The following is a 17,505-nucleotide window of genomic DNA, read 5'->3' on the forward strand; positions in this document are numbered from 1 at the left end:
CGGTGATGAGACATCACCCGCGATGCTGACCGAAACACAAAAATACGGATGCTTTGTAGAGGGTGACGAATTGTGATCGCCGTTAGTGTTCAGTGATCTTTATGAGTGAATCTGACGACATACTCGTCAACGCCGTCTCTTTCAGCAGCGGTTCTCTCCTCCGTGAATTTCATCTCTTGAAAGAGTTACCGGATGTCGAATCGACGAACCAGTATCACGTCCTCTGTACGTCGGAGGTGGCAGAGCGGTTGGGCGATACGGATCCCGTGATTAATCTCTACCCCGTCGTCCCGAAGGAAAACGGGTTTCTACAGCCCATTCAGACGCCGCGACGGATCTTCTGGGAGAACGTCGATTTGCTCCGGTGGGCACGCCGTATTGACCCCGATCTGCTGTACTTTCCGTCACATATCTCGAACGTGCTCAATTTCACGCCGAAAATCGTCGCCGTCCGGAACATCGCGCCATTCTATCCGAGCGCCCAGCCCAACAGGACGCTCCGCGAGTCGGCCCGGTTACGCGCGCTCCGAATCGCGACGCGGCTGTCGGTGCGACAAGCCAAGAGGATCGTGTTTTTCACGCAGGCCACGCTTGACCGCGTCGCTGAGTACATTCCGAGCGTCACCGAGAAAGCGGTCGTGATCCCACACGGCGTGCCTGAGGGGTTCGGGCCGGTCGAACCGGACCCGGAAATACTCGCGTCGTATAATCTCCCGGAAGAGTATCTTCTGTCGGTCTCGAACGTCGCTCGATACAAGAACTACCTCCAACTCGTCGAGGGATACGCCAAGGCCTGTGAGCAGAGCGACGGAGTCCCCGACCTCTGTCTCGTCGGAAAAGTAATCGACGACGGATATTCCGAGGAATTAGACGCAAAAATCCGATCGCTCGGTATCGCGGACCGCGTCCACAGGATAGGGTTTGTGGATCACGGCGATCTCCCACACCTACACAGTGCGAGCACGGGCTTTCTGTTCAGTTCCGCCTGCGAGAATGCCCCGATCACACTGATCGAAGCGCTCGCGTGTGGCTCCGCGATTGCCAGCTCGAACCGTACGTCGATGCCGGAAATCTGCGGTGAGGCCGCGCTGTATTTCGACCCGTACCGTCCGGATAGCATCGCCGACAGCATCGGTACCCTCGCGACCGAGGCCGACACGAGGGACGCGCTCGAAGACGCCGCACTGGACCGTGCAAAGGAGTTCTCTTGGAAAGATTCGGCCCGAAAGACTTGCAGTGTGTTCGACGAAGTGATACGAGAGGGCGTCTGATGTCTCGAAATCACCACCGAAGGTTCGTCGTCGGACGCCTGCCTGCACTGCTAACCGCGTTCACTGCTAGTTCGCGCGTGGGACCGCCCACTGGCGCTCACGCCAAGACAGAGCGATGCTGACGCTCCCGACCCTCATCACCGCTGTCCAGATCTGTGCGCTGGTCGTACTGGTCGTCAGATACCAATCTCTGTTCTCGAGTTACACCGAGAAGGTGCTTCTCTGGCTGTTCGCACTGAGTTTAGTTGTGACCCAACTGCTCGCGATTGTATTCGCCCGGTTTGTATCGATCGGTGACGCCAAGGTCGAACTGATCATCGAAACGCTCGCGGTTGGCGGCCCACTCCTGGCAATCCTGTGTATCGCCATCGTCGCGCTGGTGACACGGACGCAGCGATTCGTCGTCTCGGTCCACCGCTATGAGATTGTGATCGGTCTCTTCGGTCTGTACAACCTCGTGACCCTCGTGATCGGACTCGCTATGGGCAACGACCTTTCACATCTCCTCTCGGATACGTACAAACTGGTCATCTTTCCTCTGGGATATCTGGCCGTTCTGATCATCGTTGACCGCGAACGGATCTTCGAGTGGTTTCGTGCAGTCTACGCGCTCGTCACCGTTTCGTTGCTCGCGACTTTTGCGAAGCAGGTGCTCTCGCTACTAAGTGGTTCTTTCGCCGAAATCAGCGCCTCATTAGGCGTTTTCTATCTAGTGCCGCTCCTCTTGATGACGCTCTCTACCCCTGAGGCACGTGACCCGCTTCCGATATCCAGAACCGCACAGTTTGGATTGCTCCTTGTCTCCGTTGGTAGCATCATCCTCTCGCTGAGTCGGGGCGACTGGATCGTGACGATGTGTGTCGTCGGGGTCTTTCTGCTCACTTCGACTCGCAAGCGGACCCTTCTTCGACCGCTGAAAAGCATCCCTGGTGTTGCTTTCGCCGGTGTACTTGGGGTAACGCTGTTCGTCGAGGGCGAAACCATACTGGCCCAGATCAGGAACAAGACGCTACGCGTTTTGAATGACATCGCGATGCTCGAACAGTTCCTTGCGTACGAACGCCGTGCACGTGGCTCGCTGGCACAGAAGATCGCTGAAGCGTTGGACGTACTCAAGCACATGGCGGAGCACGGGTCACTGTTGCAGTACCTCTTCGGGTTTGGGAACGGTGCCCAGTACGAGACCGTCATCAGCAAGGTCTCGAGTTCCAGGGCCATCCTGTACGGCGACATCAATCACCAGATCCACAACTTTCTGTTCGCTCAACTGTTCCGTCGTGGGATTCTCGGCGTTATTTTGGGCCTCTGGCTGTTCGTCTCCGCAATCCTCGTCTACTTCCGGGCGTGGAAGCGAGCGGCCAGCAGGAATCGTGCGCTATACGGGGCCATCTTCCTGACTCTCGTCGCTGTGTTCGTCAAACTGATGTCAACCGCGGCGGTATTCTACCACACCCGGCTCATTGTCTTTCTTGGACTCGCCGGTGTTCTGTTGCGAACCGCAGAGTGGACTCCAGACGAGGATCTCGAGGAAACGACGAGTCAGCCGTAAGATGGCCGGCGGCCGAATGCGCGGCCAATCACTGAGGACAGCCAGACCGTCACGCTAAGGACACTCGCGTGTCGACTGATGCTCGATGAGTGACACAGATGGTTCGATAACTCTCCTCACGGAATACTTCTATCCGGAAGAGGCATCGACCGCGCAGTTGCTGACGCGACTCACGACACGGCTGGAGGCCCACTTTGACGTGTCCGTCGTCACGGCGTACCCCAATTACCACGACGAGGACCGGTCCGAAACCGTTCCAAAACGCTCGGTCCACGACGGTGTCAACATCTCACGCGTGCGGGGGACGCGGTTCGATAAAGACTCGCTCCCGCTTCGTGTGTTGAACTGGCTCTCCTTTTCACTTCTCGCACTGGTTCGGTTGTTCAGCGGCCGGTCTGAGCGTGACGTACTGTTCGTCCTCTCGAATCCGCCCATCCTGCCGTTCGTCGCTTGGGTGTACAAACGGTTGCGCGGGACGCCCTACGTCTATCTCATCTATGACATGTATCCAGACATGCCAATCGCCCTTGGATTGCTTTCAGACGATGGGATCATCGCTCAGATCTGGGAGCGAGCTATGGTGGTGATTTATCGCGATGCCGACCGAATCGTTGTTCTGGGCGACTCTATGGAGCGCCGCCTGCTGGAGAAGATGGAAGAGGATTCGGCGTTCGATCCCGAGAAGATTGAGGTGATCCCAAACTGGGAGGATGAGACGTTCATCAAGCCGATGGCAAAAGAGGATAACGACTTTGCGGTGGAACACGACACAATTGACCCGTTTACGCTTCTGTACTCGGGTAACATCGGCCGCTTTCACGAACTTGAAACGGCTATTGAAGCCATCGCTCAACTCAAACAACAGGGGCGAATGGATATACAACTGTTAGTCATCGGTGAGGGAGCAAAAAAGGACGAACTCCGTCGAATGGTTGACCGACGTGACATCGAAAATGTCCAGTTTTTCCCTTTCCAGCCGCTTGAACGACTGCCCGAGACACTCACTTGTGGCGACGCTTCGTTGGTCGGCATCCAGCCTGAGATGGAGGGGATGTGTGTATCTTCGAAACTATATTCCTCCCTGGCAGCCGGTATGCCGGTTCTGGCTGTCGTCGGTGAAGGCGACGAAGTCGCTCGCGTCGTTCGCGAGCACGACTGTGGCGCGTACGTCCGTCCCGGCGATGTGGATGCAACCGCGACCATACTCCAACGCTGGGCTGACGACGATAAACAGGCGTCACGGCTTGGTAGGAATGCTAGGTCCTGTTTTGAAGCCCGGTACACGCTTGACCACGCGGCTGAGGAGTATACGGAACTGTTCCAGACCCTTCTCGACACCAGGTCAGGTTGATCTCTCGTCCTGAACTAGCGCCACCACGTCCGTGAGGACCGACCAGATTTGGCGCACGACAATCTTGACGTCGAACCAGAACGACTGTTGGCGGATGTATTCCACGTCGTACCGGAGCTTCTTCTGTGGGTCGTGGCCGGTCACGTCGTTGATTTGTGCCAGCCCGGTCAGGCCGGGTTTGACGAACCACCGGTTGCGCCAATCCTCGGCACCGGACTCCATGGAGGTGTCCAGTTCCGGCCGCTCGGGCCGGGGGCCGACGACACTCATGTGTCCCACCAGAATCGACCACAACTGGGGAATTTCGTCGAGATGTGTCTTCCGAAGGAATCGACCGACGCGCGTCACGCGCGGGTCGATGTCGCCGCGGTCATCCTCGGAGAGTTTTGCGCCCGTGTCGGCTTCGGCTTCGGGGATCATACTACGGAATTTATAAACGGTGAAGATACCGCCGAACTCGGCGGTACGTTCTTGATTGTATAGCACCGGACCGGGACTATCGAGTTTGATCGCGGTGGCGATGACCAGGAGCAGTGGCGTCAAAACGAGCAACCCGACCGCAGCGAACGCGACGTCGAATACCCGCTTGACCACATAGTCCTGCCAGTCCCACGGATCGAGATCAACCTCAACCAGTTCCCCACCGGCCACACCTGCGGTCAACACGTTGTCAGCATGATCTCGGTGAACCATCGCTGTCACGCCGTGTTCGTAACAGGTGTCCAACGTCCCGAAAAACTCTGCGCGATCGGTATCCGCAAACGCCAACAGCGCCGTATCGATCTCGTATTTGACCAGCACCTCATCCAGTCGCGACAACCCACCGAGATTCGAGAGTTCGTCCAGCCGCGTCGTGACAGCACCACCGTCGGACACTTCCGGTTTTCCGACGACCACCTCACCAGTGGCCTCGTAGGACGACGGCGGCGAGACGTACCCGATCACGGGCAGATCGGTTTCCTCCAAGATGGCTTCCATCGCAGCCGGATCGTCACCGACGATGATCGCTCTGGACTGCTCGCTCGGCCGCCGTCGGATCGCGACCATCCAGGCGGGCAGCCAGAGCAACAGGAAGCCGGTCACGAGCAACAGCGTCGGCCGGGGGAGCCGGTAACTGTAGTCGAAATACCCCAGCGCAGCTAGCCCGATCATTGCGAGGAATACCCGTTTCTGCGTGAGCAGGATCGTATCAAGCACGCGCCGAGGTCGGGGTTTGAACAGCGGCCACATCGCGCCGAGAACCACGACGAGCACCGTCAAGATTACGAAGACAAGCGCGCCGTTCGACAGCACGGCAGGCGCTGGTCGGCCGACGAACGGCACCTGACTGAACGCGTCCTGAATCAACGGGTAGTTAATGAACCAGACAGCGAACGCGGTGAGGCTGGCAGTCCCGAGGACGCTCGCGACCCGGTACCGCCAGCCCGTAGCCATTAGAACTGATAACTCGACCGCCGGATATAAGACCTACGACAGCCGTCACACGAGCGTCTGACCACCGTCGAACGTCCGTTTCGGCGTGTCGACTCGGGGACAGCCTCTTGGTGTCGCCCTGCAGAGACAGGAACGTGACACGGCTGTCGGACCGCACGCAGATCGACGCCCAGTCCCTCTTCGAGACGGCCGACCGATGGCGACGACGACTCGGCCATGCCCTCTTCGGCGATCGGTACGGCGTCGTCCTCTTTCTCGGTACGCTCGCCGTCCTCGCGACCTACTGGCGGATCGGCGTGTTCCTCACCGACAGCTACGCCATCGCCAACGGACTCGTCAACGTCGCCGACGGCCACCTCGCAATCACGAAGATAACCTACTCGCTCACGGTGGGCTCCCAACCCGGCCTCTGGTACGCCGACGGGGCGGTCTACGCCCGCAACTACGCACACATCTTTCTCTCGTTACCTGCCCTCTGGGTCCTCGACGCTCTCGCTGCCCTCTTCGACCTGCGTCTCGTCCTCGCCGCGGCGTGGTCGGGGATCATCGTCCTCCTGTTCGACCGTGCCGGCCGCATTCTCGACCGACACGAGCCGTTCGCCATCGCGGGTGCGGCCCTCGCATTGCTGACTTTCCTCGCAAGCGCCCTCGTCGCCGCGCCCCTCCCCGACCGCTGGACGGCCTTCCTCGCACTCCAGATAACGGGGATGCTCGCCGTCGCATTCGCCGGCGTTGTCCTCTATCGCGTCCTCGCCCACGCACACGGCCGCCGGGTCGGGCTCGTCTTCGGTGCAGCGGCTGTGGTTGCCTCGCCCGTGAGCTTCTGGGCGTCGATCCCGAAACGGCACGCGCTCTCGGGATTGGCCGTCGTCGCCGTTCTCGGGGCCTTTTACTTCAGTCGTGCGGCAGACACACGACGACGCGCGCTCGGCCTCCGCGCACTGGCGTACACCGTCGTCGCACTGTGGGCGTGGCTCCACGCGCTCGAAGCCCTCGTGGTCTTTGCCGTCCTCATCCCGACAGACCTCGCGACAGCCCGCTCGAACCACCCGAAACACCTCGCGGTCGTGACCCTCGTCTTCCTCGTCGCACTCGCCCCGTTCCTCGCGACCAACGCGACGATCAACGGCGACCCCTTCCAGCCGCCCCGGTCGCTGGACTCGTTCTCCGGGCAGGTTGACCCGCTCGCGACCGGCGGCCAGGACGGCGGCGACAGTCGAAGCGGTGGCGGGGGATCGACGCCAACGCCGACACCCACCGAATCACAACCGACAACAGATACGTCGAGGACAACCGAGGGAACCGGGCCACCGGCGACGACCAACGGCACGACGACAGGGAGCGGAACCGGCGGGACGACGGCACCCGAACCACCTGTACCCACGTCGCCGTCCGAGCCCAGCCCAGGCCCGATCACGACGCTCCTGTCCGCACTCGCGGCCATACTCGGCGTGGCCATCGAGGGCAGTACCTGGGCATTCGGAAAGGGCTGGTCGTACGTCGATACCGGGATCACACTCGCACAGGACGAACCCGAGCGACTGTATCATACCTTCCTCAGGAGCGGCCGAATTCCGGAGTACGTGAGGTATCGGATGACCGAGCAGGAAGCGATCGACCTCGCGTTACTCGAAGTCGCGCCACTGCTTGGTGGCCTCCTCGGCGTTCTCGGAACCAGCCTCCGACGCCTTCGGACCACTTCGCTCCACGCATTCCGAACTGCACTCGGCCAGCCGACGCGCCAGACCGACCTGCTGGCGGTCGCGATGGCGGTCGCACTCGTGCTGATGAACGTCGAACGGCTTCCCCTGCATACCCAGATCACCGTCCGGTATCTCGTCCCCATCGTCCCGCTTGGCTTGTACGGCGTCGCTCGCCTGAGGTGTGTCCAGCGCGCCGTCAACGCCGACCTGCGCTGGCTCACCGGGGCGTACGTCGGGACGTTCCTACTTGGTACGCTCGGCTTCCTACTCGCCCTCCTGTGGTTCGACCTCGCGCTGGGGGAAGCGATGCAACTACACGCGCTGGTGAACCTCGCGGGTGCCGGCTTGCTCGCGATCTGGGCTGTCGTCGCCAGCCTCGGATTCGACTTCGACGAGCGGGTTGGTGTCGTTGCGCTCGCAGTCCCCACGGCCCTGTCGACGCTGTTCCTGCTGTTTACCGGCCTCGTCTACTTCCAGTACGCCGATTACGCGTTGCCGCTCGTGGAGACGCTCGTCGAACTGTTGCCGATCGCTATTTGAGCGAAGCGTATCGGCGTAACACCTACACTGTGTGAATACGTTGTATTCGACATGAGCAGTTCCATTCGGATCTCGGAAGAAACGAAGCGAAAGCTCGAGGCGAGAAAACGAGAGGGGGAGTCGTTTGATGACTTGCTGGACCGGTTGGCACGAACCGAGAAGGACGTCGAGAAGATGGGTGGGTGGCTAGACGAGGACGAGGCTGCAGGCCTCGAGGACCACGTTGCGGAGAGGCGTGCGGAGTTGAACGAGTCGCTCGAGGATCGAAAGGCACGCGTCGATGATCGTTCTTGATACGGACGTTCTCGTGGAGTACGCGCGGCCGAACAGCGACCCCGCAGTGACTTCGTATCTCACCCAGCGAACAGACGAGCAGTGGATCGTGCCGTCGGTGGGGCTGTACGAGTATCTCTCGTTCTACGGCTCGCAGTCACGGCGGCGGACGGAGCGGAAACAGGTGGAAAGTAGGGTCGACGCGGTCCTACCGTTGGACACCGACGCCGCCCTGGAAGCCTCGGACATAGAGAATCTCCTCAGTTCGTCGGGAACTTCACTCGATCCTGGTGACCTGCTGATCGCGGCGATCGCGCGATCCCGGAACGCGACGCTTGCGACCAGAAACAAGAACGACTTCGACAAGCAACCGGTCCATCAACTGATGGATGTCGACATCGTTCGGTAACGGAAATCCATAGCGGATATTCAGATATACAACTGGAAAATAATTATAATTTATAATTTCTCCGGATACCATGGAACGTACGGGTGTTTTGACTGGCCCTCTTCGACGATGGACAGCAGTCCGTAGTCTGTGAGCCGCGGATCGATTCGCGGGCGTGAGCAGCTGGTACAACTGGTATTGGGGTACGATCTCTCTCCTTCGAAACAGTCTTTCCCGGCATTCTCGAACCAAAGCCAGTGAGTCGTCGGTACGCGTCGGTCGTTCTCGCGCTGTGTACGCTGGCCTTCTTCGCCACGATGGTCGCTCGGCTGGTGATCAGCCCCGTCGTCCCGAACCTCACGCTCGCGCTCGGGGTCAGCAACGGTACTATGGGACTGGCGCTGTCGGGCATGTGGGTCGCCTACGCGACCACGCAGTTCCCCAGTGGGGTCCTCGGCGATCGCTTCGGCGAGCGCAAGATCATACTGACGGCGGTCGGCGGAACGGCCGTCACGAGCTTCCTGTTGACGACCGCTCCGAACTTCCCGCTCTTCCTTCTCGGGACGGTCCTGCTGGGTGCCGTCGCCGGCCTCCACTACAGCGTCGCCACGACACTGCTGGCTCGCTACTTCGACGACATCGGCTGGGCGATCGGTGTCCACGTCGCCGGGGGGCCGCTCGCTGGTTTGCTTGCACCCATCGCGGCGGCCGTCGTCGCGACGCGGTACGGCTGGCGCCCGGCCATCGGGATCGGCGCGGCCGTCGCGGTCCCGGTGTTCGTCGCCGTTGCCCTCGCCGTCGAGTCCACGGAACCGCGCCGGCCGGACCAGCCGATGCGGGAACGCTTCGAGGTCGGTGCAGTGCGGGAACTGCTCTCCCGACCCGAAATCCGTTACACGACTGGCCTCTCCGTCCTCGGAGCCTTCTCCTGGCAGGCGACGGCCTCGTTCCTCCCGACGTTCCTCACGGCCCACCACGGCCTCTCGACGACGATGGCGGGCGCGCTGTTCTCGGCGTACTTCGTGATCCACGGACTCACACAGCCGCTTCTCGGGTCGCTCTCGGACCGGCTTTCCCGGGACACGGTCGTCGCAGGTGCGCTCGCGTCGGCCACGACCGGGTACGCGCTGCTGGTCGTGACCGAACAATTCCTCGTCGTGATCGCCGGAGTCGGGCTCGTCGGCGTCGGGATGAGCTGGGGTGCGCCGCTACAGTCGCGGTTCATGGACATCCTCGGGAACGCCGAGCGTGGCGCGGGGTTCGGTCTCGTCCGCAGTGTCTACATGACGATTGGCGCGTCGGGAAGCCTGGTCGTCGGTGTGCTTTCGGACGCCATCGGCTGGACGGTCGCGTTCGGCCTGCTGGCCGTGCTGGCGAGCGTGGCTGTCGTCGCTATCGCCGTGAATCGGGTGCTGGGGCTCGGGCTCTGAGACTCGTCCGGTCTCCGTCTTTCGATACAGGATATCGAGATGTCTCTGGGAAGTACCGACCTAGTCGCCCTCGGTTCGACGATCCAGAAGTTAGTATCGCTTGGAACAAGCGCAAACCATCTCAATCGTCGTCAGCTTTGTACGCGCCACTGCGATGCTCGATAGTGTATGTATCGAGGTTTTTCTCGCCGTGGTCACACTCGGCACCGAGTCGAAACTGACCGATCCTGAGTTTCGAGTAGGGGACTCCAGTGAGTGGTTCGAGGTCGTCGTCGGGGTTTCGCCACTGATCGGTCACCATCTCGTCTAGTTTGTCGGTGATGCGGTCCTGTGCGTGTTCGTCGAGATCATCATAAGCTCGCTTTGCTGGTGTGCGGAACTGCCAGCTCCACTAGTCCTCACTCATCGTCGCCAACGATGTCTTCGCGGGTGAACGTCTCGCTGTCTCCCGTCCGACGTGCGTGTTCGACGGCCGCGATCTCCTTCCAGCTTTCACGTGTCAAGCCCGGGTGTCGAACCGCATCACGGAGAGCATCCCGAATGAACTCGCTACGGCTGTTGTACCCCTCTTCCTGCCACGTCGCATCGATGTCTTCGAGGAACGTTTCCGTCAACCGGATGTTGATGTTCGTCTTCTCTGGCCCACCAGCGGGTGTATCCGTATTCGACATACGATAGTGTTACGCAGACTCGAACAAGAGTGTTCGGGTGATCGGTCCGCTCTGTGAACCGAGTGCTGGGGCTCGGTCTCTGAGAGTCAGAGATCGGACGCCCGGAACCGCCGATACCCGACCACCAACGGAACGAGCGCCCACGCCACCAACAGTACCAGCGCAGCCGGCGCGCTCACGTAGAGGGGTGCGCCCTCAACCACGTACAGTCCGGCTAGGTCCACGTCGAACCCGGCGCGAACCAGTCGGGCGTAGGACTCGCCCGGCTCGAGCAGCCGAAAGAGCAGCGCCCAGTCGGGTATGTCCCGAAGCACCTGGAAGTCGAAACGATGGAGAACCAGAAGAGTGGCCGACTGGAGACCGCCCCAAAACGTGACGAGCAACAGGTAGCCGCCGAGTCCACCGAGGGTGATCCAGCGGTCGGCGGTCGTCGACATGGAGAGGCCGACGGCGAACCCGACGAATGCGGCACCAAACAGCGCACTTGCGAGGAGGAACGAGGGGACCCACAGCACCCCGTCGGTGCCGAAACGAACGGCACCGACGACACCCGCGACGGCGAGTGCGAGCAGGGCCGGGACGAGGACGACGACTGCGCGGCCGACGACGGTCCCGATCGCCAGGTCGCGCCGAGAGTGAGGCAAGGACAGCGTGAGCGTGAGTCGCCCGCTCGTCCGGTCGTCGGCGATCGACTTGTAGCTCAGCAGGATCGCGACCGCCGGGAGGACGACACCGACCACCCCGGCCAGTCCCGCCACGAACGCCGGGAAGTTTGGCTCGCCGACGTAGTCGTGGGCGACGACGTAGCCGAGGAACGCGATCGGGAAGAGCGCGACCGCGAGCCAGGTCGTCTTCGACCGAACGGCGTCGTAGACGTCCTCGCGGGCGACGACGCGCCAGCTCACGACAGATCCCCCCGGGCGAAGCGTCGATAGGCAAGTCCCAGTGGCCCGACCAGCCAGAGCACGAAGAGGACCAGCGCGACCCACTCGCTGAGGTACCAGGCACCATCGACGGTGGCGCTCGGGTCGACGAACCCATCGGTGAGCCGGCCGAAGACCCGGCCCGGCTCGAGACCGAAGTAGAACTGCAGGGGATCGGGCAACGCCCCGTCGACGAGGCCGACGAAGTTTAGCGCCAGCGTGACGCCGCTGTCGACGGTGTCCCAGACCATCACGAACACGAAGAAGACGAAGAGCGCGAGGACGAGCGCGCGACGCTTGGTCGCCGCGGCGATGGACGTAGCGATCCCGATACCCGTCCAGACCCCTCCGAACCACACAGTGAAACCGACGAACGCGAGGTATCGGAACGCTTCGAGTTCGCCGAAGGGGTAGACGACGAGAAAGCCAGCGACAGCCAGCGAAGCGACCAGCGTGGCCGTGACCACGCCGACGCGGCCGAGGAACTTCCCGAACACGACGTCGGCCCGGCTGTGAGGCAGCGACAGCGAGAGCCGGAGCGCCCCGGACTCGCGCTCGCTGACGACCGCGTTGTAGCCGAGCAGGACGCCGACGATGGGGACCAGCGTCGTCAGGCTCCCGTGGACGGCTCCGGCGAAGCGCCCCGTCGTATGCGGTCCCGGCCCGCTGACCGGGTAGACGTAGGCCGTGACGACGATCACGAACCCGAGCAGACCCAGCAGGCCCTTGGTCGAGCGCTCGCCGACCGTCAGCGCCCAGTCCTGGCGTGCGATCACGTCCCAGCTCATCGGCCCGTCCCGGTGTACTCGATGAACATATCTTCGAGGGAGGCCTCCTCGGTCCGGAAGTTCACCACGTCGACGCCCGCGTCGTGCAGCTCGACGAGGATGTCCATCTTCGCGTCGTTCGTGCAGGTCACCTCCAGCGTCGACTCCTCGCGCTCGACGGCCGTCTCCACACCCTGAATCTCCCTGACCGACGCCAGCGTGCCGTTCGCCATGTGATCGACCGTGATGACGAGCTTGGTACCCCCGCCGAGGGACTCCCGGAGCCCCTCGATCGTGTCGACGGCGACGAGTTCGCCGCCCTGGAGGATGCCCACCCGATCACAGACGGCTTCGACCTGTTCGAGGATGTGACTGGAGAAGAAGACGGTCGCCCCGCGTTCGTTCTCCTCGCGGATGATGTCGCGCATCTCGGCGGCCCCGTTGGGGTCGAGTCCGGTGGTGGGTTCGTCGAGCAAGAGGAGGTCCGGCTCGCCGACCAGCGCCATCCCGAGGACGAGCCGCTGGGCCATCCCCTTCGAGTAGTCACTGGCCTCCCGCTCGGCGTCCGTGGGGTCGAGCCCGACCCGATCCAGAATCTCGGCGGGATCGTCGTCGGCCTCCTTCGAGCGGATGGCGTACTCGAGGTGCTGGCGACCAGTCCGGCGCTCGAACACGGAGTACCCCTCCGGGAGGACGCCGATCCGCTTGCGGGCCGCGACCCCCTCCGCGTGGCAGTCGTGGCCGAAGATCTCGACCGAGCCGTCGCTGGGCGACACGAAGTCGAGCAGGACGTTGATGAACGTGGATTTCCCCGCGCCGTTGGGCCCGAGAAAGCCGAATATCTCCCCCTCGGCGACGGTGAGGTCGACCCTGTCGAGGGCGACCACCGTCCCGTACCGTTTCGATACCTCGTTCGCTTCGATGGCGGTCATATGTCAATCGGCGAACCGAGCCAAAATAAAAGCGCGCGCTGGTTTTCCGACTCGGAAACAGGGACGTATCGTTCACCGTCCCGATCGCCCTACGATTCAGCTCCCTGAACCTACAGCCAGTTCCGGCTCACGTACTCCAGTGAGATGTCTTCTTGATCCAGATATTCGGACATCTCGTGGACGACATCCCCGACCTCGCGTGCTGACAGTGTCTGGTCCGTCTGGAAGAGGACGCCTGCCGTCTCATCGATGTCAAAAATCGGTGAAGAAATCGTCGTCCTGCGTGAGAACGAGGCGGTTGGACTCATCGGCGTACGTGGCTATCGACTCGTCATCGATTCCCAGATGGAGTTCGGGGGCGTTACCGACCTGTTCGACGTCGTGATCCAGTTTTCGAAGGTAGTTGATCGTCGCGGGTTCGACGTTCTCGTCTGCCAGAAGTCGGTACCCCATCAGTCACGAACGTCGGCGGGGTCCGTCGTCATGTGGCGATGCTCGTCGACTGCGGACTGGCGCTGCTGTTCGACTGCTCGCATCTCTTCGGGATGATCGTGATAGTACGTGAGCGCGCGGTAGACGTCGGCGACGTCGAGATCGTGCCTGTCTGCGACCGTCCGTGGATCGAGGTCCTTGTCCTCGACCTGCTCTTTGAGAAACTCCACTGTGATCCGTCGGCCTTCTAGATGTGGCTCGTCGTGTACCTCACGAACGATCCGCCTCGCCATCTGACTCATGTGGGAATCTTGGTCGTCAAAGCACTTGAACATCCGGCTCGGACTCGCCTCTCAACCGAACCCTCAAGTCCAGTGACGTGGACGGATCCTGTATGCACGTAAGCGTCGTCGGCAGCGGCTACGTCGGGACGACCATCGCGGCCTGTTTCGCCGACCTCGGCCACGAGGTCACGAGCGTCGACATCGACGAAGACATCGTCGCGGCCGTCAACGATGGCGACGCTCCGATCCACGAACCGGGGCTGGATCCGCTGGTGTCGGTCTACGGCGGCGACCGACTTCGCGCGACGACCGACTACGACACCATCCGCGAGACCGACGTGACGTTCCTCGCGCTTCCGACGCCGAAAAACGACGACGGGAGCATCGACACCTCGATCATGGAAGCCGGCGCCGAATCCGTGGGCGAGGCCATCGCCGAGAAGGACGGCTACCATCTCGTGGTCGTCAAGAGTACCGTCGTCCCCGGCACGACCGAGGACACCCTGACGCCGCTCGTCGAGGCGGCCTCCGGAAAGACCGCCGGCGAGGACTTCGGCGTCGCAGTCAATCCCGAGTTCCTCCGAGAGGGGACCGCCGTCGACGACTTCATGGAACCGGACAAGATCGTCGTGGGAACCGACGGCGACGGTCGCGCGCTCGATCTGCTCGCGGAAGTCTACGAACCGCTGGTTCTCCAGTGGGACGTGCCCGTCTTCGAGACCGGCCCGCGTGAGGCCGAGATGATCAAGTACGCCAACAACGGCTTCCTCGCCGCGAAGGTCAGCCTCATCAACGACATCGGGAACATCTGCAAGGAGTTCGGTGTCGACGCCTACGAGGTGGCCGAAGCCATCGGACTCGATGACCGCATCGGCGAGCAGTTCCTCCGGAGCGGGGTCGGGTGGGGGGGATCTTGTTTTCCAAAAGACACATCAGCGATTATACAACACGCCCGCGACGCCGGCTACGATCCCCGCATGCTCGAAGCAGCCGTCGAGGTCAACGAGCGCCAGCCCGAACGGTTGCTCTCGCTGCTGGACGAGCACGTCGAGGCCGAGGGAGACCGGATCGCCGTGCTGGGGCTGGCGTTCAAACCCGGGACGGACGACATTCGGAACTCGCGGGCCATTCCGGTGATAGAGGGGCTCCGCGAGCGCGGGGCGGAGGTCGTCGCGTACGACCCCGTCGCCGCGGGTGAGATGGCCGAGCGGTTCCCCGACATCGAGTACGCCGAGTCGGCGGCGGCGGCCCTCGACGGCGCGAGCGGGGCCGTGGTCGTCACCGACTGGGACGAGTTCGGGACTCTGGACGAGGAGTTCGACGCGATGGAAGAGGCCGTCGTGGTCGACGGGCGACGGATCGTCGAACGGCGCGAGGGGATCACCTACGAGGGGCTGACTTGGTGACGGTCAGTCACGGTGCCGCGACGCCAGTCGCATCATCAGAATCAGCAAACGGAATGTCGATTTCGAGGCCGTCGTAAGCGAGGAGCGGCTTTTTCGGCCGTCCATTGCTGTCGTCGTCGAATTCGATCACACCGATATCTTCGAGTTCGGAAAGGTTTCTGTGTACCTGTTTGTAATCACGTTCGACCAGATCGGCTGTCTCGCTGATACTCTCGGGTTCGCGCCGGGCGATCAGCTCCAGTAACTCCAGATTCTTCGGGCTGAGGAGACGACTGAGTTCCGCGTACGACCCGAAGTTTAGAACCGGTTGCGCGTCGTCGAGTTCCTCGCCCTCCTGTGCGGCCTCAATACGACGACGTGCCCGCTGATCGAGTCGGTCGCGTTCCCCGACAGTGATTTTGAGCGTTGGCATTGTGTGGACCTCCTGATGCCGTCCTACTCCGGCCACTCCCACGTGACTGGGGAGTGGTCTTCGGCCTCCCGCTTGAACCGATCGTACAGGGCCAGCATTCCTGGGAAGTCGATGGTCTCGACATTTCCCTGGGTGTGACGTTCGTGCCCCTTGGTTCGTTCGTGGGCGTTGTCCTAGCGGAGGATGGTCTCACCACCGACTTCCCCGAGACGGAGCGCGTAACTCCAGCCACTCGGGTACGTATCGTCCTCCGTTCGGCGGATAGTGACATCGACGACGTAGTCATCTTCGACATCCGTCCACTCGACGACCGTCGTGTAGGACGCCATCCGATGGTCTCTACTACTCCGCCTAACGTCATAAGCCTATGGACCGAACAACATAGGTCGACACAAGTCTGGCCGAGGACACCTGCTCACGATTTCGGTTGTTCCTCCGGGATGGATTCGCCGTAGCCCGGCACCACGACCCCCAACCCGGGCAGTCCGTGGCGGTACCAGAGGCCCACAGCGACGGCGGTGAGGCCCAGCTCGAAGAGCGCGAGCGGGCCCAGATCGAGCGCGAACAAATGTGAGAGGAATCCGCCCGTCGCCAGGTCGTACTCGATGGCGGGGATCAGCGGCCAGCCCAGGAATCCGACGTAGTGGAACTCGCCGGCCAGTGCGGGGTAGAGCGCGTCACCGAACAGGTGGCCGATGTAGCCGATGCCGAAGGCGGCCACGCTCTCGCGGGCGTCGTACCGTCTCGCGACGAGCCACAGCGCAAACAAAAGCACGGCGGCGATCAGAAGCGAGTGGCCGAACGACCGACCGTTCGGCAGGAGGGCGAACTGCCAGGCCAGTGGCTTGTCGATCAGGTCCGGCAACTGCGTCCCGACCGCGAGCGCGACGACGGCGACGCCCTGCGGCCGTAGATCCAGGCGGGACCGACGGTAGGCGGTGTACAGGAGGTAGCCGACGGCGGCGTGTCCCCAGGGCCACATTACTGGGACGGACGGCGGCGACGGTGATACGGGCTTCGGATCGAAGCCCCCGAACACGCGTATCCTTTTAGTATTACACGGTGTATTACTCGATATGAGCGAATCGACTCGGATCACGGAGAAGGGGCAGGCGACGATCCCGAAGGGGTTACGCGAGAAGTACGACCTCGAACCGGGAGACGAAGTGGTCTGGCTGGATACCGACGAGGGAATCGTGGTGAAAAAGCGAACCCGGACCGAAGGCCGGGGGCTACTCGTCCCTGACGAGACATCCGAGGAGAAGCGGGCCGAGGTAGCCGAAGAACTTGAACAGCGAGTGCGCGACCGCCGCGACCGAAACTATGAGGAGTCGTAGATGTACACGGCCGATGCGGTCGCGCTCCTCTGTTATCTGGTCGATTCACTCCCGCCCGAGGCCGACCGACTCTTCGCGGAAGCCGAAGCCGGGGAGACGGTGATTCACGCGCCCGGGACTGCACTCGCAGAGGTGCTCTACTCCGTTTCGCGGGACGAGAACGTACGTGGCATCACCCTGTCCGGGACGCCGGAGCAGGCCCGGAGCGCACTCCTACGGGACGGGCCCGTCGCACTCGCATCTATCGACGACGCCGAAATCGCGGAGTATGCGGGATTGACGGAGACGTTCAGTATCCACGATGGTCTCGTCGTCGCGAGCCACAGAGCCAGGGACACCGACGCAATCATCACGTCCGACAGTGTCATTGCTGATTCGGGCTACGAAACGGTCTGGTAGCTC

Annotated in this window: 20 protein-coding genes and 1 pseudogene; 10 read left to right on the forward strand and 11 right to left on the reverse strand. The window is 62.1% G+C overall.

Annotation, left to right across the window (positions count from 1 at the left end; all coding sequences use genetic code 11):
• The first annotated feature begins 101 nt into the window (after positions 1–101).
• From EAF64_RS16865 to EAF64_RS16875, 3 genes are all read left to right on the forward strand, one after another.
• Positions 102–1,271, forward strand: coding sequence for a glycosyltransferase family 4 protein (locus EAF64_RS16865; RefSeq protein ID WP_129070149.1), 1,170 nt, complete (start codon positions 102–104; stop codon positions 1,269–1,271).
• Positions 1,272–1,386: 115 nt separating this feature from the next.
• The gene (locus EAF64_RS16870; RefSeq protein ID WP_129070150.1) at positions 1,387–2,820 is read left to right on the forward strand and encodes a hypothetical protein; all 1,434 of its coding nucleotides are present in this window, start codon (positions 1,387–1,389) and stop codon (positions 2,818–2,820) included.
• A gap of 85 nt (positions 2,821–2,905) precedes the next feature.
• A complete protein-coding gene (locus EAF64_RS16875) occupies positions 2,906–4,171 on the forward strand; it encodes a glycosyltransferase family 4 protein (RefSeq protein WP_129070151.1) in 1,266 nt (421 codons plus the stop codon).
• On the opposite strand, the gene EAF64_RS16880 is transcribed toward EAF64_RS16875, so the two are convergent.
• Positions 4,163–5,605 carry a sugar transferase gene (locus EAF64_RS16880; RefSeq protein ID WP_129070152.1) on the reverse strand — a complete coding sequence of 481 codons (1,443 nt, stop codon included), beginning with the start codon at positions 5,603–5,605 and terminating at the stop codon, positions 4,163–4,165. The two genes, EAF64_RS16875 and EAF64_RS16880, sit on opposite strands and share 9 nt — an antisense overlap.
• A gap of 134 nt (positions 5,606–5,739) precedes the next feature.
• On the opposite strand from EAF64_RS16880, the gene EAF64_RS16885 reads away from it, so the two are divergent.
• From EAF64_RS16885 to EAF64_RS16900, 4 genes are all read left to right on the forward strand, one after another.
• Positions 5,740–7,848, forward strand: a complete 2,109-nt coding sequence (locus EAF64_RS16885) for a hypothetical protein (protein WP_129070153.1) — start codon at positions 5,740–5,742, stop codon at positions 7,846–7,848.
• A gap of 51 nt (positions 7,849–7,899) precedes the next feature.
• Positions 7,900–8,142, forward strand: coding sequence for an antitoxin VapB family protein (locus EAF64_RS16890; RefSeq protein ID WP_129070154.1), 243 nt, complete (start codon positions 7,900–7,902; stop codon positions 8,140–8,142).
• On the forward strand, positions 8,129–8,530 hold the full coding sequence (locus tag EAF64_RS16895; protein WP_129070155.1) for a type II toxin-antitoxin system VapC family toxin: 402 nt from the start codon (positions 8,129–8,131) through the stop codon (positions 8,528–8,530). Before EAF64_RS16890 ends, EAF64_RS16895 begins: the two co-directional genes overlap by 14 nt.
• A gap of 236 nt (positions 8,531–8,766) precedes the next feature.
• The gene (locus EAF64_RS16900; RefSeq protein WP_129070156.1) at positions 8,767–9,939 is read left to right on the forward strand and encodes an MFS transporter; all 1,173 of its coding nucleotides are present in this window, start codon (positions 8,767–8,769) and stop codon (positions 9,937–9,939) included.
• A 121-nt stretch (positions 9,940–10,060) separates the two neighbouring features.
• Here EAF64_RS16900 and EAF64_RS21470 read toward each other — a convergent pair whose 3' ends face one another.
• The 7 genes from EAF64_RS21470 to EAF64_RS16935 all read right to left on the reverse strand — a co-directional run bounded on the left by EAF64_RS21470 (position 10,061) and on the right by EAF64_RS16935 (position 13,966).
• Positions 10,061–10,240, reverse strand: a complete 180-nt coding sequence (locus EAF64_RS21470; protein ID WP_227739027.1) for a type II toxin-antitoxin system RelE family toxin — start codon at positions 10,238–10,240, stop codon at positions 10,061–10,063.
• Between the two features lie 97 nt (positions 10,241–10,337).
• The gene (locus tag EAF64_RS16910; RefSeq protein ID WP_129070157.1) at positions 10,338–10,610 is read right to left on the reverse strand and encodes a ribbon-helix-helix domain-containing protein; all 273 of its coding nucleotides are present in this window, start codon (positions 10,608–10,610) and stop codon (positions 10,338–10,340) included.
• Between the two features lie 86 nt (positions 10,611–10,696).
• Positions 10,697–11,515 carry an ABC transporter permease subunit gene (locus EAF64_RS16915; protein WP_129070158.1) on the reverse strand — a complete coding sequence of 273 codons (819 nt, stop codon included), beginning with the start codon at positions 11,513–11,515 and terminating at the stop codon, positions 10,697–10,699.
• Positions 11,512–12,321, reverse strand: a complete 810-nt coding sequence (locus EAF64_RS16920; RefSeq protein ID WP_129070159.1) for an ABC transporter permease subunit — start codon at positions 12,319–12,321, stop codon at positions 11,512–11,514. Before EAF64_RS16920 ends, EAF64_RS16915 begins: the two co-directional genes overlap by 4 nt.
• Complete coding sequence (locus tag EAF64_RS16925; protein ID WP_129070160.1) at positions 12,318–13,232, reverse strand: ABC transporter ATP-binding protein; 915 nt, start codon at positions 13,230–13,232, stop codon at positions 12,318–12,320. The genes EAF64_RS16920 and EAF64_RS16925 overlap by 4 nt, the downstream gene beginning before the upstream one ends.
• Before the next feature lie 252 nt (positions 13,233–13,484).
• Positions 13,485–13,685 carry a DUF5615 family PIN-like protein gene (locus tag EAF64_RS21475; RefSeq protein WP_227739028.1) on the reverse strand — a complete coding sequence of 67 codons (201 nt, stop codon included), beginning with the start codon at positions 13,683–13,685 and terminating at the stop codon, positions 13,485–13,487.
• Positions 13,685–13,966: a DUF433 domain-containing protein gene (locus EAF64_RS16935; protein WP_129070161.1), complete on the reverse strand. Its 282-nt coding sequence runs from the start codon at positions 13,964–13,966 to the stop codon at positions 13,685–13,687. Before EAF64_RS16935 ends, EAF64_RS21475 begins: the two co-directional genes overlap by 1 nt.
• A gap of 92 nt (positions 13,967–14,058) precedes the next feature.
• Between EAF64_RS16935 and aglM the strand changes: the two genes are divergently transcribed.
• A complete protein-coding gene (gene aglM / locus EAF64_RS16940; protein WP_129070162.1) occupies positions 14,059–15,354 on the forward strand; it encodes a UDP-glucose 6-dehydrogenase AglM in 1,296 nt (431 codons plus the stop codon).
• 7 nt (positions 15,355–15,361) lie between these two features.
• Here aglM and EAF64_RS16945 read toward each other — a convergent pair whose 3' ends face one another.
• The 3 genes and pseudogenes from EAF64_RS16945 to EAF64_RS16955 all read right to left on the reverse strand — a co-directional run bounded on the left by EAF64_RS16945 (position 15,362) and on the right by EAF64_RS16955 (position 16,748).
• Positions 15,362–15,766, reverse strand: coding sequence for an HVO_A0114 family putative DNA-binding protein (locus EAF64_RS16945; RefSeq protein WP_129070163.1), 405 nt, complete (start codon positions 15,764–15,766; stop codon positions 15,362–15,364).
• A gap of 23 nt (positions 15,767–15,789) precedes the next feature.
• Positions 15,790–16,095 (reverse strand): annotated as a pseudogene (locus tag EAF64_RS21775) (toxin-antitoxin system TumE family protein).
• An 86-nt stretch (positions 16,096–16,181) separates the two neighbouring features.
• Complete coding sequence (locus EAF64_RS16955) at positions 16,182–16,748, reverse strand: metal-dependent hydrolase (RefSeq protein WP_129070164.1); 567 nt, start codon at positions 16,746–16,748, stop codon at positions 16,182–16,184.
• Positions 16,749–16,842: 94 nt separating this feature from the next.
• On the opposite strand from EAF64_RS16955, the gene EAF64_RS16960 reads away from it, so the two are divergent.
• Together EAF64_RS16960 and EAF64_RS16965 are read left to right on the forward strand one after the other, a co-directional pair.
• Complete coding sequence (locus tag EAF64_RS16960; protein WP_129070165.1) at positions 16,843–17,103, forward strand: AbrB/MazE/SpoVT family DNA-binding domain-containing protein; 261 nt, start codon at positions 16,843–16,845, stop codon at positions 17,101–17,103.
• Entirely contained in the window at positions 17,104–17,502 is a 399-nt protein-coding gene (locus EAF64_RS16965) for a hypothetical protein (RefSeq protein WP_129070166.1), read from the forward strand.
• Positions 17,503–17,505: the final 3 nt, after the last annotated feature.

The organism is Halorientalis pallida (assembly GCF_004118325.1).
GTDB lineage: Archaea > Halobacteriota > Halobacteria > Halobacteriales > Haloarculaceae > Halorientalis > Halorientalis pallida.

Excerpts from the sequence above, each read along its gene's own strand:
- EAF64_RS16960 (WP_129070165.1), top strand. The coding sequence starts at position 16,843 with ATGAGCGAATCGACTCGGATCACGGAGAAGGGGCAGGCGACGATCCCG.
- EAF64_RS16920 (WP_129070159.1), bottom strand. The coding sequence starts at position 12,321 with ATGAGCTGGGACGTGATCGCACGCCAGGACTGGGCGCTGACGGTCGGC.
- EAF64_RS16880 (WP_129070152.1), bottom strand. The coding sequence starts at position 5,605 with ATGGCTACGGGCTGGCGGTACCGGGTCGCGAGCGTCCTCGGGACTGCC.
- EAF64_RS16895 (WP_129070155.1), top strand. The coding sequence starts at position 8,129 with ATGATCGTTCTTGATACGGACGTTCTCGTGGAGTACGCGCGGCCGAAC.
- EAF64_RS16890 (WP_129070154.1), top strand. The coding sequence starts at position 7,900 with ATGAGCAGTTCCATTCGGATCTCGGAAGAAACGAAGCGAAAGCTCGAG.
- EAF64_RS16965 (WP_129070166.1), top strand. The coding sequence starts at position 17,104 with ATGTACACGGCCGATGCGGTCGCGCTCCTCTGTTATCTGGTCGATTCA.
- EAF64_RS16955 (WP_129070164.1), bottom strand. The coding sequence starts at position 16,748 with ATGTGGCCCTGGGGACACGCCGCCGTCGGCTACCTCCTGTACACCGCC.
- EAF64_RS16875 (WP_129070151.1), top strand. The coding sequence starts at position 2,906 with ATGAGTGACACAGATGGTTCGATAACTCTCCTCACGGAATACTTCTAT.
- EAF64_RS16870 (WP_129070150.1), top strand. The coding sequence starts at position 1,387 with ATGCTGACGCTCCCGACCCTCATCACCGCTGTCCAGATCTGTGCGCTG.
- aglM (WP_129070162.1), top strand. The coding sequence starts at position 14,059 with ATGCACGTAAGCGTCGTCGGCAGCGGCTACGTCGGGACGACCATCGCG.
- EAF64_RS21475 (WP_227739028.1), bottom strand. The coding sequence starts at position 13,685 with ATGGGGTACCGACTTCTGGCAGACGAGAACGTCGAACCCGCGACGATC.
- EAF64_RS21470 (WP_227739027.1), bottom strand. The coding sequence starts at position 10,240 with ATGGTGACCGATCAGTGGCGAAACCCCGACGACGACCTCGAACCACTC.
- EAF64_RS16865 (WP_129070149.1), top strand. The coding sequence starts at position 102 with ATGAGTGAATCTGACGACATACTCGTCAACGCCGTCTCTTTCAGCAGC.
- EAF64_RS16925 (WP_129070160.1), bottom strand. The coding sequence starts at position 13,232 with ATGACCGCCATCGAAGCGAACGAGGTATCGAAACGGTACGGGACGGTG.
- EAF64_RS16945 (WP_129070163.1), bottom strand. The coding sequence starts at position 15,766 with ATGCCAACGCTCAAAATCACTGTCGGGGAACGCGACCGACTCGATCAG.
- EAF64_RS16910 (WP_129070157.1), bottom strand. The coding sequence starts at position 10,610 with ATGTCGAATACGGATACACCCGCTGGTGGGCCAGAGAAGACGAACATC.
- EAF64_RS16935 (WP_129070161.1), bottom strand. The coding sequence starts at position 13,966 with ATGAGTCAGATGGCGAGGCGGATCGTTCGTGAGGTACACGACGAGCCA.